The organism is Natronoarchaeum sp. GCM10025703 (assembly GCF_042661985.1).
Classification (GTDB): domain Archaea; phylum Halobacteriota; class Halobacteria; order Halobacteriales; family Natronoarchaeaceae; genus Natranaeroarchaeum.
Genome location: NZ_JBHSZF010000002.1, coordinates 127,229 through 140,636, shown reverse-complemented (window position 1 = coordinate 140,636; position 13,408 = coordinate 127,229). Strand labels below are relative to the sequence as shown.

Annotated in this window: 12 protein-coding genes and 2 pseudogenes; all 14 read right to left on the bottom strand. The window is 65.0% G+C overall.

All coding sequences use genetic code 11. The features are described 5' to 3' along the window. Positions 1-37: 37 nt before the first annotated feature. The 14 genes and pseudogenes from ACFQH2_RS17805 to ACFQH2_RS17740 all read right to left on the bottom strand — a co-directional run bounded on the left by ACFQH2_RS17805 (position 38) and on the right by ACFQH2_RS17740 (position 13,256). The gene (locus tag ACFQH2_RS17805; protein ID WP_377050480.1) at positions 38-580 is read right to left on the bottom strand and encodes a DUF2249 domain-containing protein; all 543 of its coding nucleotides are present in this window, start codon (positions 578-580) and stop codon (positions 38-40) included. Between the two features lie 81 nt (positions 581-661). Continuing rightward, positions 662-763 carry a hypothetical protein gene (locus ACFQH2_RS17800; RefSeq protein WP_377077123.1) on the bottom strand — a complete coding sequence of 34 codons (102 nt, stop codon included), beginning with the start codon at positions 761-763 and terminating at the stop codon, positions 662-664. Beyond that, entirely contained in the window at positions 760-1,437 is a 678-nt protein-coding gene (locus ACFQH2_RS17795; protein WP_377077064.1) for a bacterio-opsin activator, read from the bottom strand. The genes ACFQH2_RS17800 and ACFQH2_RS17795 overlap by 4 nt, the downstream gene beginning before the upstream one ends. A gap of 116 nt (positions 1,438-1,553) precedes the next feature. Beyond that, positions 1,554-2,872, bottom strand: a pseudogene (locus ACFQH2_RS17790) (P-loop NTPase). Next, on the bottom strand, positions 2,872-3,708 hold the full coding sequence (locus tag ACFQH2_RS17785; protein ID WP_377050474.1) for a HEAT repeat domain-containing protein: 837 nt from the start codon (positions 3,706-3,708) through the stop codon (positions 2,872-2,874). The pseudogene ACFQH2_RS17790 and the gene ACFQH2_RS17785 overlap by 1 nt, the downstream one beginning before the upstream one ends. After that, positions 3,708-4,634, bottom strand: a complete 927-nt coding sequence (locus ACFQH2_RS17780; RefSeq protein ID WP_377050472.1) for a phosphate ABC transporter permease — start codon at positions 4,632-4,634, stop codon at positions 3,708-3,710. Before ACFQH2_RS17780 ends, ACFQH2_RS17785 begins: the two co-directional genes overlap by 1 nt. Then, complete coding sequence (locus tag ACFQH2_RS17775) at positions 4,631-5,326, bottom strand: molecular chaperone TorD family protein (protein WP_377077063.1); 696 nt, start codon at positions 5,324-5,326, stop codon at positions 4,631-4,633. Before ACFQH2_RS17775 ends, ACFQH2_RS17780 begins: the two co-directional genes overlap by 4 nt. 94 nt (positions 5,327-5,420) lie before the next feature. Next, positions 5,421-6,268 (bottom strand): annotated as a pseudogene (locus ACFQH2_RS17770) (ethylbenzene dehydrogenase-related protein). Further along, the gene (locus ACFQH2_RS17765) at positions 6,258-7,313 is read right to left on the bottom strand and encodes a 4Fe-4S dicluster domain-containing protein (RefSeq protein WP_377050466.1); all 1,056 of its coding nucleotides are present in this window, start codon (positions 7,311-7,313) and stop codon (positions 6,258-6,260) included. The pseudogene ACFQH2_RS17770 and the gene ACFQH2_RS17765 overlap by 11 nt, the downstream one beginning before the upstream one ends. Next, positions 7,313-10,252: a molybdopterin-dependent oxidoreductase gene (locus ACFQH2_RS17760; protein WP_377050464.1), complete on the bottom strand. Its 2,940-nt coding sequence runs from the start codon at positions 10,250-10,252 to the stop codon at positions 7,313-7,315. The genes ACFQH2_RS17765 and ACFQH2_RS17760 overlap by 1 nt, the downstream gene beginning before the upstream one ends. After that, entirely contained in the window at positions 10,249-10,446 is a 198-nt protein-coding gene (locus ACFQH2_RS17755) for a hypothetical protein (RefSeq protein ID WP_377050462.1), read from the bottom strand. Before ACFQH2_RS17755 ends, ACFQH2_RS17760 begins: the two co-directional genes overlap by 4 nt. Continuing rightward, positions 10,439-11,902 (bottom strand): cytochrome b, encoded by a 1,464-nt coding sequence (locus ACFQH2_RS17750; RefSeq protein WP_377050460.1) that lies wholly within the window; start codon positions 11,900-11,902, stop codon positions 10,439-10,441. The genes ACFQH2_RS17755 and ACFQH2_RS17750 overlap by 8 nt, the downstream gene beginning before the upstream one ends. Continuing rightward, positions 11,902-12,645: a ubiquinol-cytochrome c reductase iron-sulfur subunit gene (locus tag ACFQH2_RS17745; RefSeq protein WP_377050458.1), complete on the bottom strand. Its 744-nt coding sequence runs from the start codon at positions 12,643-12,645 to the stop codon at positions 11,902-11,904. Before ACFQH2_RS17745 ends, ACFQH2_RS17750 begins: the two co-directional genes overlap by 1 nt. After that, positions 12,645-13,256 carry a hypothetical protein gene (locus ACFQH2_RS17740; RefSeq protein ID WP_377050457.1) on the bottom strand — a complete coding sequence of 204 codons (612 nt, stop codon included), beginning with the start codon at positions 13,254-13,256 and terminating at the stop codon, positions 12,645-12,647. The genes ACFQH2_RS17745 and ACFQH2_RS17740 overlap by 1 nt, the downstream gene beginning before the upstream one ends. Between the last annotated feature and the right edge of the window lie 152 nt (positions 13,257-13,408).

Here is a 13,408-nt window from a genome sequence, read left to right as displayed (position 1 = left end):
TTCCGGGCCGAGCCGAACGGCGACGGACGCCTCTCGGTCACTCGGCGGCTTTCGGAGCCAGCACGACTAGCGCGGTACTGTCCTCGTCCGCGACCGGTTCGATACGCTTGTCACCGTCGAACCGAAGTATCTCGCCCGCTTTGACGCGATGAACGTCACCGTCCAGAGAGAGATCTACCGCCCCCGACAGCACCTGGAAGAGGACGTTTCGCTCGGGGTGCTCGTGTTCGGGGAGGCTCTCTCCCGCGGTCAGCGAGAGACGGACGGTTTTCGGCGATTGGCCGGGGAACACGTCGGCGTGTGGTTCGCCGTCGAGCGCGCCGATATCGGCCCGATCTACCGTCGGGTCGGCCTCGACCTTCGGGAACTGCGCGACGAACTTTGAGGGCTCCTCGCGCTCGAGAGTATATGCGTCTTCGTCGAACGCCGGCACCTCAGCGGCCATCTCGTAGTAGAGCGGCTTCGGATCGTGATCGTTGATTATCGTGAGCGTCTCGCCGGCATCGAGGCCGTCGAAAGTGGCGTGGATCCGGTCGTGTCTTTCGTTGGGCGGAATCTCTCTGACGTCGATTTCGGTCATTGTATTCTCTACTCGGTTCTCTATGTCCATGGTTCGTGTCGCGAACACGTTCGGAGTTGCCGTGTCCGAACCCACTGCTACCTACTGAGACTCGTCCGCGAACAACTGTGAGAAGAGCGTGGCAGTCACTATCCGGAGGTGTTCCGAAACGGTGGATTTTGCGAGATCTAGCTCGGCGGCTATCTCCGCTGCGGAGGCGCCCCGGGCTCGAAGTATCCCTGTTCGACCGCGATGGCGGCGACCTCCGCCTGGCGCGTCGTCACACAGGATAGATCGACTGGTACGACGTCGCAGTCATCGCCACAGTCCCGGCCAACGATCAGTTGCCGGAGTTCGGCGTTGAGTCCAACCGAGGCGAAGGCGTCGACGATGGCTTCCAGTTCCTCGTGCCCGGTTAGAACGAACGAGAGGAGTAGTTCGCCGTTTTCGATTCGCGTCTCGCGAGGTCTGACTGGTAGTGCCTCGAACACGGACGTAATCCCCCGGCAGGAACAGTCGTCGCACCCGGGGTCGTCAGAGTGGTCGCCAGTGTCGCTAGCCGGTGGGGCTTCGTTGGTGCCGCGCGTGGGTTCGTCACCGGTGACGGCTCCTTGTTCTGCGGACACGGCCGTCCGTACGCCGCCGTCGGTAGCGTGGGGCTCCGTCAAAAGGTCGTACCGGCCATGTGTCTGGCCGCCGAAATCGACGAGTTCGACCGTCTCCGGCGGGTCGGTGGGCGGATCAGTCGTGACGAACTCGACTCGCTCGTCGCTGGAATCGACGCGAAGGTCCTCTACCGTCGTCCGCTCCGATAGCGTCGCTACCGGGCAGCCATCGCAGCCGTCAACCGCCAACCGGACATGGATCCCGTCTGCCATACCAATTGGAGCATCTACGTTCTCAAGTATAGTATCGTTGTTCGTTCTCACGACATGAAAACAGTGCCAACGACATTGGCTGGGCCAGCGCATGATGGTAGGTGGTGTTTTTGATGTTACGGACGGGTCGCTCGCGCGAACCACGTCTCGGGGTTCTGTCGTCTGACCTGAAAGCTTGGCAGCGACTCCGTCTCGGCGAGTTCGAGCAGGAAGCCACGGACTGGCGAGGGATCGCGGTCGCTGACGAGGAAACACTCCTCGCCGGCGTCGAGCGCCTCGAAGCGCTCCTGCACTCGCTCCTTTCTGGTGTCGGGGTCGAGGCCACGGAGGTCGACGGCCCCCTCGGGCGGGTCGACCGTCCAGACGTCCTCGTAGCGCTTCTCGACGGCGGCGGCGAGGTCGGTCCCGTACTCGGGAACCCCGTTGGGGGTTGGCTCGGGCGTCGTCTGCATCTCCGGAGTGAACGGGAACTCGGCGAGCACCGGCACGTCGAGCGCCGCTATCGGATCGTCGCCGCCGAAGAGGTCGTGGGCGGTGCCGCAGTCGTCACAGACGAACTCGCCCATGTTCGAGACGACGCCGAGCACCGGCACCTCGTTCTCCTCGAACAGTTCGAGCGCGCGACCAGTGTCCGAGACGGCCGCGTGAAACGGCGTCGTGACGAGGACGACGCCGTCGACGGGCACCTCCTGAAGCGTCGTCAGGGCGACGTCGCCAGTTCCAGGGGGCATGTCGACCACGACGGTATCCGGATCGCTCCACGCGGTCTCCTCGAAGAGATCCGAGAGCGCGTCGTGGGCCATCGCGCCGCGCCAGGCGAGGGGGCCGCCGTCGGAGAGCAACGCCATGCTCATCACTTCGAGTCCGTCCATGTCGACCGGTACCGGGTTGCCGTCGTCGTCGCTGTACACCGGCCCGCTCGCTTCGAGGACCTCCGGCACGTTCGGCCCGTAGATGTCGGCATCGAAGAGGCCGACCGAGTCGGACTCGCTGGCGAGTGCACACGCAAGCGTCGTTGCGACTGTCGTCTTCCCGACGCCGCCCTTGGCGCTTGCGACTGCGATGACGCGGTCCGCCGTCTCGATGCCGGACCTCCGGCCGTCGAGATCCGGGCTTGGATCGATCTGTTCGACGCGGGCGTTCTCGACACCCTCGACGTCTGAGGCTGCCCGGACCATGGTTGCGGAGGCCTGCTCGGCGGCCTCTGGGGGAACTCCCGCAGATCCGCCTCTATCGTGACGCGCCGACCGTCGAGTTCGATGTTCTCGACGACGCCGGCATCGAACAGGGTCATGTCGGTCTCCGGATCGCGAACGCGCTTGAGTGCCGCCTCTACCGCCGCCGTCGAGAGCGTCTGGCCTGCTGTAGATTCACCACCGTCGTCGGTGGCGGTCGGTGCGTCGGCATCCGATGGATCGACAGTGTTCTCGGTCATTATAGATCGGGTTGTCGGTTGAGCGTGCTCTCTCCGGGGAGGTCCGCACTGGAGTTCTCGGTGCCCCCGCTGAACTGGCGACGGAACTTTCCGGAGTCGGCCTCCAGTGCACGCGCCGCGGTGCTGCGGACCACCTGCCGCTCCTCGTCATCGCTCGCGACCGCTTCGAGGCGTTCGGTCGCTCGGTCGTCCTTGACGCCGGCGAGGAGGTGGACCGCCCACTCGCGGAGGCGCTCGCTCTCGGCCGCCGAGTGCTCCAGGAGCACGGGAAGCAGGGCCTCGCCGCGGAGTTTGAACAGCGAGACCATCGCGTTTCTGATGACGGCGTGATGGTCGTCGTCCAGTGCGGCTTCGATTGCGTCGGCGTAGGCAACGCGGTCGGTCCGGTCGAGCGCGACGACGGCCTCTGCGCGCACCCACGGATCGTCATCGTCAAGCGTTGCAACCGCGGCTTCGCCGGCCCGCTCGCCGCCCAGTTGGCCGAGCGCTTCGACCGCGAACTGCCGGACGTCCTCGTCACCGTCGCCAAGGCCGTTCTGAACGAGCGCGGTGATGACTGCCTCGGTAGGTCGTTCGTCAGCGAGCGCGAGGGCGGCCCGGCGGCGTTCGACGGCATCGCCCTCGGCGAGTGTTTCGATCTTGGCGGCGGCATCGTCGCTCGCCATCGGCCCGACGTCGGTCGCCTGGAGTTCTCGCGGAGTCGCTTCTCCAATCGTGACGTCGCGGCTCACCTCGATATCTTCGAGACCGTCGGCGTCCTCGCCGAAGCCGGGGCTCTCCTCGGGGTGGACGCGCGGGTCGGTGGGTCCGTCGGTCGCCTCGTCAGCATCTCTCATCAGTCACTCACCCCCGAGAGTGTCGCCCGCTGGTCCGTCTTCCCGAGAACGGACCCCACGTCGATGCAGGCGAGTGTCGCACCGAGACAGACGGCCATCGCGGCCGCTGGCGACGCCGGGACGCCCGCCACGAGCAGGAGGGCCGCACCGACGACGAGTGCGTAGTCGCCGTCCCGGAGTCCGGCCACGGCGGCCGCCACCCCGCCGAAGACTGCCGTCGCGGCGAGCAGGTGTGGCCCGCCGACGACGCCGAACGCGATCAGCAGGGCGCTCCCCGTAATGAACGGCGCACTGGTACTCACGGCGAGCACCGCGACGAGGCCGGCCACGCCCGCCACGAGTGCGACCGGATCGCTCCCTGTGCGAACGACGAGCAGTGTCAGTGCCACCAGAAAGAGGGCCGACCCCGTCCCGCGGTAGCCTGCATCGAGGACCCCCGTCGTCGAGGCAAGCGAAAGCCCGATGGCGGCGAGAAACGCGATTCCGAGGGCACGGCGTCTGAACTCGTCGTACGTCGACGGCTTGCCGAGTCCCGGGCCGAGCGCGACCGCCGCGCCACCCGTGATCGCAACGACTGCCGGGACCGCCGCGGCGTTCGAAAGGGTCGCGAGCATGCCGAACACGCCGGCGAACAGGAAGCCGATACGGACGCCGGGACGAGTGCTCGCGAGTGCGACTGCGACGAGCGCCAGCGCGACGAGGGCCGCTGCCCCCGTGCCCACCGTCGAGAGCAGACGAGTAGAGACGTTGGCCGGGTCGACCGGGACGTTGTAGAGCACGTGTAGCCCGGTCGTGGCCGCGACTGCAAGCGTCGCAAGCGCGCTGAGTGCGAGCAGTCGCACGCCGAGAGGACGGCCACGGATCAGTCCGGTCCTGGTTGTCGTACCGTCGCCGTCTCTGTCGACATCTGCCGTGGGAGAACTCACGAGTTCCCACCCGCGTTCGAACCGGTCTGCTGGACGTGCTCTCGCTCGCTACCGGCACCGACGTCGAGCCGTGTTGCGAGATCCTCGACGTCCGCGGTGATGAACTCGTCGAGGAATCGGGCGAACCGACCGTAGAACCCGGTCCCCGGTTCGTCGTCGATCCGTTCGCGAAGCCCGGAGACGAGAATCGTGAGGTGGCGGTCGTGGAAGTCGAGTCGAGCGCGGTTCACGTTGGGGTCGTCGCCACGCTTGCCGATGGCGTCGTTTGCGGCGGCCACCCGACAGAGGTAGCCCACAAATTCGAGTTCCAGCCGGATGTGATCGTGGTGACGGCGCTCCTCGCCGCCGATCTCGCAGCCGAAGAACTCGTAGGCGCGGGCCAGATCGAGGTTCACGTCGTTCCAGGAGACGTCCGACCGGTAGGTCGATTCGTACAGCGAGACCGGCGGCCCCTGACTGTCGATCGTCCCATCCGTCCCGTCGATCACCTCCGAGTAGCCGACGACGAATAGATCGTTGTAGCGGGCCGCGAGCGTATCCCGGTCGTCCTCGACGGTGAGGTCGGGAGCCTCGATGTCGAGTCCGGCCTGGTCGACGAGCGAGGCCACGGCCGAATCGATCGAACCGTCCGCCAGGGCGGCGTATAGTTCCGGGTCCGGATCGGAAAGCGCTCGGGCGGCGAGCGCGTACACTGATCCACGCGCTCCGGTCGCGGTGTCAGCGCCTCGGTGTCGATATCGACAGCGGGACGGGAGCTATCACGGTCCGGAGTCGGTTCGGACATGCTCAGTCACCCCGCGTTCGTCTGACGCCCTCGATCGTTACGAGCGTCGTGAGGACGATGGCGAGTCCCGCCACTGTCCAGAGGATCGTCTCGTACGGTGCGGCGCTCGTGTCGGGTTCGAGCGCAAGATAGTACCATTCAGTCGTTGCCTTCTGTCCGGACCGTTCGGCGTTCGATCCCTCCCAGACCGCAAAGGCGACGTCCATCTCGTTGGTCGCAGTGGCGTCTGCCACGTTCTCGCCATCGGCGGCGAGCGGTCGCGTGAACACGACGTTCCACCGGCCGTCCTCGTGGGTCGCGGCGGTCTCAAGGGTCGTCTCCTCTATCTCGGTCGTGGTGCCAGCCCCGCCGGCGAGAAGCGCCTCGGAGGTATTGTCCCCGGACCAGTACCAGACGTTCACAGGATTACTGGTCGAACCCATCGCGATCGGCGGTCGGTCGGTCCCGTTCGCCGGTAGCTGTACGGCGGCGGCGTCCGCGAACTCGTTGAGGGATTCAGTCGACCGATTCTCGCTCGTATCGCCCCAGGAGAGCCTGATGTACAGTTGATCGCTCGTGCGTGCCGCCTCGACGCGCGCGCCCTCGATGGCGGTGTCGTCGCCCCCGGTACGGCCGCGCCAGCACTACTCATCGGGACGCTCGCGGCCGGCACTTCCTCCCAGGCGTCCCCGGTCGGTTCGGCCAGATCGGCCGGATCACCCTGCTGATCGACTGGAATCTCGTAGGCTGGGCGCGCGTCGACGAGCATCGGGAATGCCACGGCCGACGTCGCGATAGCAAGCGCGAGCACGGCGGCAAGCACGAGTTCCCGTGTCCCGAGGCGAGCGAGCCCAGACTCCTCAGTCGTCATCGGCGAACACCTCCAGGCGGTACTGATCGTCGTTGTTGACGGTCGTAAGTAGGTTCATGAGTTCACTCTCCTCGCCGCGTCTGACACGGTCGCGCTCGCGGCTGATCGTGTTCAGCGCTTCGTTGACCTGCGACCCGAACAGTTCTTCGAGGTAGTCCCGCGGGATGCGCTCGGCATCGACCGTCTCCCCGCTCTCGGACGTCTGCGGGGGCGCGAACGGCGGGATGTAGTAGACGTTCGGCTCGGTCCGGTACTCCGGATGCAGGCGGACGGCGACCTCGTACTCGTTGACGAGTTTGTGGATTGGCCCCTCTTCGTCGTCGAGGAAGCCGACGTGACGAAGCTGTGGCGGGCAGTCCTCGGCACACGATGGCGGTCGAACTTCGCCCTCGGGACCCTCGCCCTCGATGCGCGGGTAACAAAAGATACACTTCTCGCTGGTCTTCGTCTGGGCGTTGTAGTACACCTTCTTGTAGGGACACCCCTCGACGCAGTAGCGGTAGCCCCGACAGCGGTCCTGATCGACGAGGACGATACCGTCCTCCTCGCGCTTGTAGATGGCCGAGCGCGGGCAGGCCTCCACGCAGGAGGGGTGGGTACAGTGGTTGCAGATCCGGGGGAGATAGAAGTAATAGGAGTTCGGGTACTCGCCCGCCCCCTCGTCCTCGTCCCAGTTCGGGCCCCAGTCCGCGTTTTCGAGGGGACGAAGCGGCTCGTCGCTGCCCTCGTACATGATCGCCTCATGGTTGAACTCCCACGCCCGACCGTAGTCCTCCTGATCGGGCAACTCGCCGGGTGTGCGTTCTTCACCCTCCTCGTCCCAGCCACCGCCGAGTTCCTCCCAGTCCCGCGGATAGCCGGCACCGGGCTTGGTCTCCACGTTGTTCCAGTACATGTACTCGCGGCCGCCGGATTCGGTCCAGTTGGTCTTGCACGCGATTGTACACGTCTGACAGCCGATACACTTGTTCAGGTCCATCACCATCGCAACCTGGTGGTCGATGCCGTCGGCCAGGTCGACGCCGGTGTCATCGGACTGGCTCATCAGTCGTCACCCCCGAGTAATCCCGTGATCCCATCGAGGACGCCGCTGCCGTCGACCGACTCCTGGCTCTCGGCGCTCTCGACTTTCTCGACTTCGATGCGAACGTCGCTGTTCACACCGGTCGGTCCCCAGTAGTTCGGGAAGAAGTGCAGGTGCTCGCCCGTGTCCTCGGGATACTGGACCAGCTGTGTCGGCTTCATGTACATCGGAACGAGCGAGTTGAAGTTGTTCCGGTCGGGGTACTGGAACCGCTCCCAGCTAAAGAAGTGCCGGACAGTCCCGGGTTCGCCGCTCGGATACAGCTTCGCCTGTACCTCGACGGAGTCGAGGTCGTTGTACACGCGAACCATATCGCCGTCCTCGATGCCGCGTTCTTCGGCGTCGTCGGGGTTCAGGAAGACGGTCGGCTCCCCACGCTGTAGGCGAAGCATCTTGGTGTCGTCACGCCAGGTCGAGTGGATCGACCACCGACTGTGTGGTGTGTTGTAGCCGAGCGGGTACTCCGATTTCTCCTGAAGCACCGGCCCTTCCTTGTGGGTCGGCAGGGCTTCGTCGAGTTCGAGGAACCAGTCGTGGTCGATGTAGTACTGCTGGCGGCCCGTGAACGTCGGCCATGGGTTCTTGTCCTGTACGTAGTCCTGCCACGGGGTGTACGCCTCGCCGTCCTCGATATCCGAGGTCCAATGGTCGCCCGCTTCGAGAAGCCGCTGGGGCTGTTCGTCGATGTCGTCGAACGTTATCTGTTCCTCGGTGTCCTCGGGGTTCGACTCCTCGGAGTGTTCGAGGATGAACTCCGCGGCGGCTCGGTCCTCTTCGAGCCCGCCCGGTTCCTCGTCGAGCCAGTCGCGGACGTAGTCGTCGTGGACCGACTGCAGATCGATATCCCGGTCGAACTTCCTGTCTCCGATGGGCTCGATCCCCCGCTCTTCGGCGAGTTCCTGGATCTTCGCGGCGATTTCGCGGAAGATCTGCCAGTCGGTCTTTGACTCGCCCAGCGGCTCGACGGCGGGCGTGAACGGATGCACGTACGAGTGCATATCCGTGACCGAGAGGTCGTGTTTCTCGTAGTGGCTCGCCGTCGGCAGGACGATATCGCTGTTGAGCGCGGTCGAGTCCATCCGGAAGTTGATGTCGACGACGAGATCCAGTTTCGGCCAGAGTTCTTCTTCGACAGCAATGTTACCCTTGGCCTGATTGAAGAAGTTCCCTCGCCAGATGAACATCATCCGGGGATCAGGACGGGTGCCGGTATCCCGCTCACTCGGGTAGAGTGGCATCCAGCCCTCGTCGATAGAGTGCTGAATCTTCTCGGCGGTGTCGGGGTCCGTGTTCTCCATGATGCCGGAGTGGTAGTACGTCCAGAGGGTCGTCGGGACGCCCCGGACGCTCCCGGTTGGGAAGGAGAGCGATTTCCAGCCGTTGAACGTCCAGATCTTCTCCTGGCCGACGTAGTGGTCGAGACCAGTTCCCTGTCGGCCGAGGTTCCCCGTCAGCGTGACGAGCAACTGGATCGCGCGGTTCCCCAGATCGTTGTGGTACCAGTCGTTGACCCCCTTCCCGTGGATGATCTTCGCGCGGTCGACCGCGGCGAACTCGCGGGCGATCTTCTGGTGGGTCTCGACGCCGACGCCCGTGATCTCGTTGACCTGCTCGGGCGTGTACTCCGAGAGTTCCTCGCGGAGGTTGAGCCAGACCGAGCGCGTCTCGACGGTGCCGTCGGTTGTCGAGACGTCGCGCTCGACGGCGAGATCCGGATCGAAGTCGAGTTCGATGCTCACAGAGTGGTCGTGCTGACCGTCCCGCTCGCCGAGAGACCCCGGTGCAGTCTGGAGAGTGCCGTCCGCGGCCTGCATGACGAACACCTTCTCCGGTCGGTCGGCGTCGACGTCCAGCCCGGGCACCTCGCTTGCGCGAAGGAACTTCCCGGTGTCCTCCCGGACGAGCAGGGGCATATCCGTCTGCTCTTTGAGATGGGCCTCGTCGTACAGTCCCTCGTCGACGATGGTGCGGGCCATTCCGAGCGCGAGCGCGGTGTCGCTGCCAGGTTCGGGGCCGATCCATTCGTCGCAGTGGATCGCCGTCTGGCTGTAGTCGGTGAAGATGCCGACGCGTTTCGCGCCGTCGTAGCCCGCTTCGAGGAAGTACTTCGCGTCGGGGATCCGGGTGACGTTGATGTTCGACCCCCACGCGATGATGTAGTCGGCGTTGTACCAGTCCGCGCTCTCGGCGTTGTCGGTCTGGGTACCCCACGTGATCGGCTGGCCCGGCGGCAGATCCGAGTACCAGTCGTAAAACGAGTGGCTGACGCCGCCAAGGAGGTTCACGAGGCGACTGCCGGAGGCAAAGGAGACTGGACTCATCGCGGGAATCGGCGTGAACCCGCTGATAGCGTCGTACTCCTCGTCCTGAACGGTGTCGATGACCTCCTCCGCTATCTCGGTGAGCGCTTCGTCCCATGAGATCCGTTTCCACTGCCCGTTCCCCCGCTCTCCGACGCTTTTCAGGGGATGCGTAACGCGCTGGTCGGCGTTCACGTAGTCGCTGAAACACGCGCCTTTCTGACAGCCCCGGGGGTTCGGGTCGGGGAGCGACTCGTCGAAGCGCGGGTAGTCACCGGCCTGTTCCTCGCGCCACACCTGCCCGTTTCGCGTGTACACCTGCCACGAGCAACTGCCAGTGCAGTTGACGCTGTGCGTGGACCGGGCCTTGCTGTCCCAGTCCCACTCCTCGCGGTAGAGGTCCTCCCAGTCGCGATACGGGTAGTTGCCGATCGGATCGTCGACGACGTCGAGACCGTCCATCTGCAGGAGGTCGTCGGCGATGCCGAGGCCGGTTGCGCCGACGACGGTGGCTGCGCCGGCTCCCTTGAGGAAGTCACGGCGGGCGGTATCGAGGCCGTCAGTTGCTTGTTCGTCAGTAGGGTCGGTTGAGTCAGTCATTGTTTGTCAATAAGTACAGTTACGAGGCCAGAGATGAGGCCGAGCAGCACAAGCACGAGACCGGCAAGCGTCGTGATGCCCGTATGGAATCCGACGGAGATCAGCGCCAGGCCGGTTAGTTTCGTCAGCCGGTCCACCCAGCGGTAGCGACGCGGGGTCAGTGCGGGCCCGCGGGTAGCGGTCGCGTCAGTCATCGCTCGCCACCTCGCTATCGTCGGCTACACCCTCGTTGGGGCGCTCCGGTCGGTCGCCTGCTGCGCTCTTCTCGTTGCCCGGCGGTTCCTCGTCCTCCCATCCACCGAGGACGGCGTAGGTGATGGCGCCCGATAGGGTCGGAACGAGAACGAGTGCTCCGATCAGGAACGATCTGAGCGCGGCGGTCGACGTGCCGAGTACCTCGGCGAGGATCACGTCCATCCCGGCAACCGATGCGACCATGATGAACGTGATGGCGGCGATGCCGACGGCAGTGGGGAACGGGTGGTTGAGCGGGTTCCGGCTGAAGTGCTCCGGCTCGTCCGTCCGGTCGATAAAGGGCCAGACGACGACGAGCGCGAACACGATACCGGGCACCAGAAGCCCGCCGATGAACTCCGAACTGAAGTGGACGCCCAGCAGGTCGAAACTCAGCCAGGAGGGGACGAGTTTGAGGAAGCCGTACCCCCACATCAGGAACCAGTCCGGCATGATGAGCGAGGGCGTCGCCGCCGGATCGTTGGGGCCATACTCTGCGATGTTGTGCACGGGTAGCAGACCGGCCAGTAACGAGAGGAACGCCATCGTGACGAAGAACACCATCGCGCTCACGGCGGCCTGGTTCGGAAACGCAGGCAGACCGATCACGATGCTGTCGTCGTCCTTGTCGACGGTCTCGACGCCGCCGTCGGTTGCCTCGACCGATGGGCTCTCCGAACTGGCGTCCGCCGGCATCGGCCCGACGACGTCCTCGTCACGGACGCCCTCGGTGTGTTTCTGCCGGATGAGAATGAACATGTGCACGGCGATCAGGGCCGCGATGGCCGCCGGGATGACGAAGACGTGCAGGAAGTACAGCCGCGGTATCGTCGCGCTGGTCGGGAACGATCCGCCGAAGATGATGCTCGCGATGGGATCGCCAAGGATCGGGATCGAACTCGCCACGTTGTAGCCGATGCCGACGGCGGTGCTCGCGAACTCGTCGTAGGGGAGCGCGTACCCGGTGTAGGCGGCGAACATAGCCAGTCCGGCGAGACCGGTGCCGACGACCCAGTTCGGCTCGCGAGGGTTGCGGTACGCGCCCGTGAAGAACACGCGGAGCATGTGAAGCGCTATCGACGCCACGAACAGGTGTGCGGCCCAGTGATGGAGCCGCCGGATGAACATCCCGAACTCGACGTCGTACGTGATGTTGAGAACGCTCTTGAACGCCGCAGGGAGTTCCTGACCCTGATACTGCGCGACGCTGCCCTCGTACTCGACGGCTGTCGTGCTCGGTTCGTAGAAGAACGCGAGGAAGATGCCCGTCGCGGCGAGGATGAGGAAACAGAACAGCGCCACCTCGCCGAGGAGGAACGAGTCCTCCGCGGGGAACGCCTTCCCCATGAAGTCCTGCGCGTCGTCGAGGTCTAGCCGGTCGTCGGCCCAGTCGTAGGCGGCTTCGAGTCGAGACATCAGTCACCTCCGGGGCCGACTGGCCCCTGAAAATCGGCGGTCGCAACGAGATAGCCATCACCCGATATCGTGATCGGAAGTTGCGGGAGCGCTCGTGGCGGCGGCCCACCGACGACCTGTGCACCGGTGAACGGGTCGAACCGTCCGGAGTGACACGGACAGACGAGGACGTCGCCGTCACGGTCGTCGACCATACAGCCGGCGTGCGTACACACTTTCGAGAACGCGGCGTAGCCGCCGACCGTGTACTCGTCGCGGACGTCGTCGCCGTAGGCCGACTCCTCGAACCGAACGAGGATCGTCGGGGCGTCCCCGATTCCGGGTCGTGGCTCCGGAAACACCGTTAACTGCGTGCCCACGTCGAGTGTGTCCTCAGCGATCCGGGCACCCGTCTCGTCGACGAGCGGGACGCCCTCGGAGTAGACCGGCCCCTGGTACTTGCGGTCGAAGACCTGCGTGAGGCCGGAGACCGGGACGATGAGGCTCCCGAGTGCGGTGAGTCCGCCGACTGTCGCGAGGAGCTTTGCGTAGTCGCGCCGTTCGAGTGCCGCTCGAGTGTCCTCCCAGAACGGTTCGTAGATGCTCGGCTCGATATCAGGGCCCTTACCGTCAGGGCAGGCATCACACGCGTCCGTCTCGGTGCAGTCGTCGACCTCGCTGTTGCCACCGCCGTCCGGGTGCAGGTGTCCGTCGGTGTGGGTTCGGTTCGCCGTCGGTCGTGAGTCGTTGGTATCCTCCGTCATCAGTGATCCCTCCGTTCGGCGACTTCGACGTGGGGCATGAACCACGCGTAGTACGAGACTGTCGAGCCAGTGAGCGACATGAACATGCCGAACGTGTAGAATCCGAAGTACTGGGTGCGAGCGAGGGTGAGATACTCCACGGTAAACAGCGCCGCGAACGTGATTGCGAGGACGGTGAGGCCGCCCATCGCAATCAGTCCCGTTTTGGCGTCGCTCGCGTCTTTGTACTCGACGATCCAGCGGTGCTCGGTTTCCAGCCACGGTACGGTCGTTCGCGCATGCGGTGCGCTACCAGTCGTGCCGCCGTCCGCGGCAGTCGTGTCTGCCGATCCGCCACTCTCCTCGGTCGGCCGGGCCGCCTCGTTCATGAACCGATGGAAGAACGAGACGACGCCCAACAGGCCGAACAGCGCGACCCAGACGATGACGCCAACCTGACTCGGCGAGAGCTTGTTCGGGGTATCGACGACTCCATCGAGTGGCTGGATCTCGCTCACGCTCTGATCGATTCGGATCTCCTCGGACGGTGGTTCACCGTGCATCGCGACGAACCACGTCGGAATCAACACCGCGAGCACCACGAGGACGATTACGATAGCTCGTCTATCCATTGGTCTGTGCAGTGTCTGACTCCGTCGTTCGATCGACAGTACTCCGTCGCAAGAAACGGCCAGCGCCGTCCCGGGGGCGGCGCAAGACCTGTCTTCCCGTGAACGGGGACCGGGTCGCCAAGATATACTGGCTACCGTCAAGCGGAAGGGTA

Bases quoted from the DNA above. Each gene is read 5' to 3' on its own strand.
- ACFQH2_RS17745 (WP_377050458.1), bottom strand. From the start codon at position 12,645: ATGACGGAGGATACCAACGACTCACGACCGACGGCGAACCGAACCCAC.
- ACFQH2_RS17750 (WP_377050460.1), bottom strand. From the start codon at position 11,902: ATGTCTCGACTCGAAGCCGCCTACGACTGGGCCGACGACCGGCTAGAC.
- ACFQH2_RS17785 (WP_377050474.1), bottom strand. From the start codon at position 3,708: ATGAGAGATGCTGACGAGGCGACCGACGGACCCACCGACCCGCGCGTC.
- ACFQH2_RS17765 (WP_377050466.1), bottom strand. From the start codon at position 7,313: ATGAGCCAGTCCGATGACACCGGCGTCGACCTGGCCGACGGCATCGAC.
- ACFQH2_RS17760 (WP_377050464.1), bottom strand. From the start codon at position 10,252: ATGACTGACTCAACCGACCCTACTGACGAACAAGCAACTGACGGCCTC.
- ACFQH2_RS17755 (WP_377050462.1), bottom strand. From the start codon at position 10,446: ATGACTGACGCGACCGCTACCCGCGGGCCCGCACTGACCCCGCGTCGC.
- ACFQH2_RS17795 (WP_377077064.1), bottom strand. From the start codon at position 1,437: ATGGCAGACGGGATCCATGTCCGGTTGGCGGTTGACGGCTGCGATGGC.
- ACFQH2_RS17805 (WP_377050480.1), bottom strand. From the start codon at position 580: ATGACCGAAATCGACGTCAGAGAGATTCCGCCCAACGAAAGACACGAC.
- ACFQH2_RS17740 (WP_377050457.1), bottom strand. From the start codon at position 13,256: ATGGATAGACGAGCTATCGTAATCGTCCTCGTGGTGCTCGCGGTGTTG.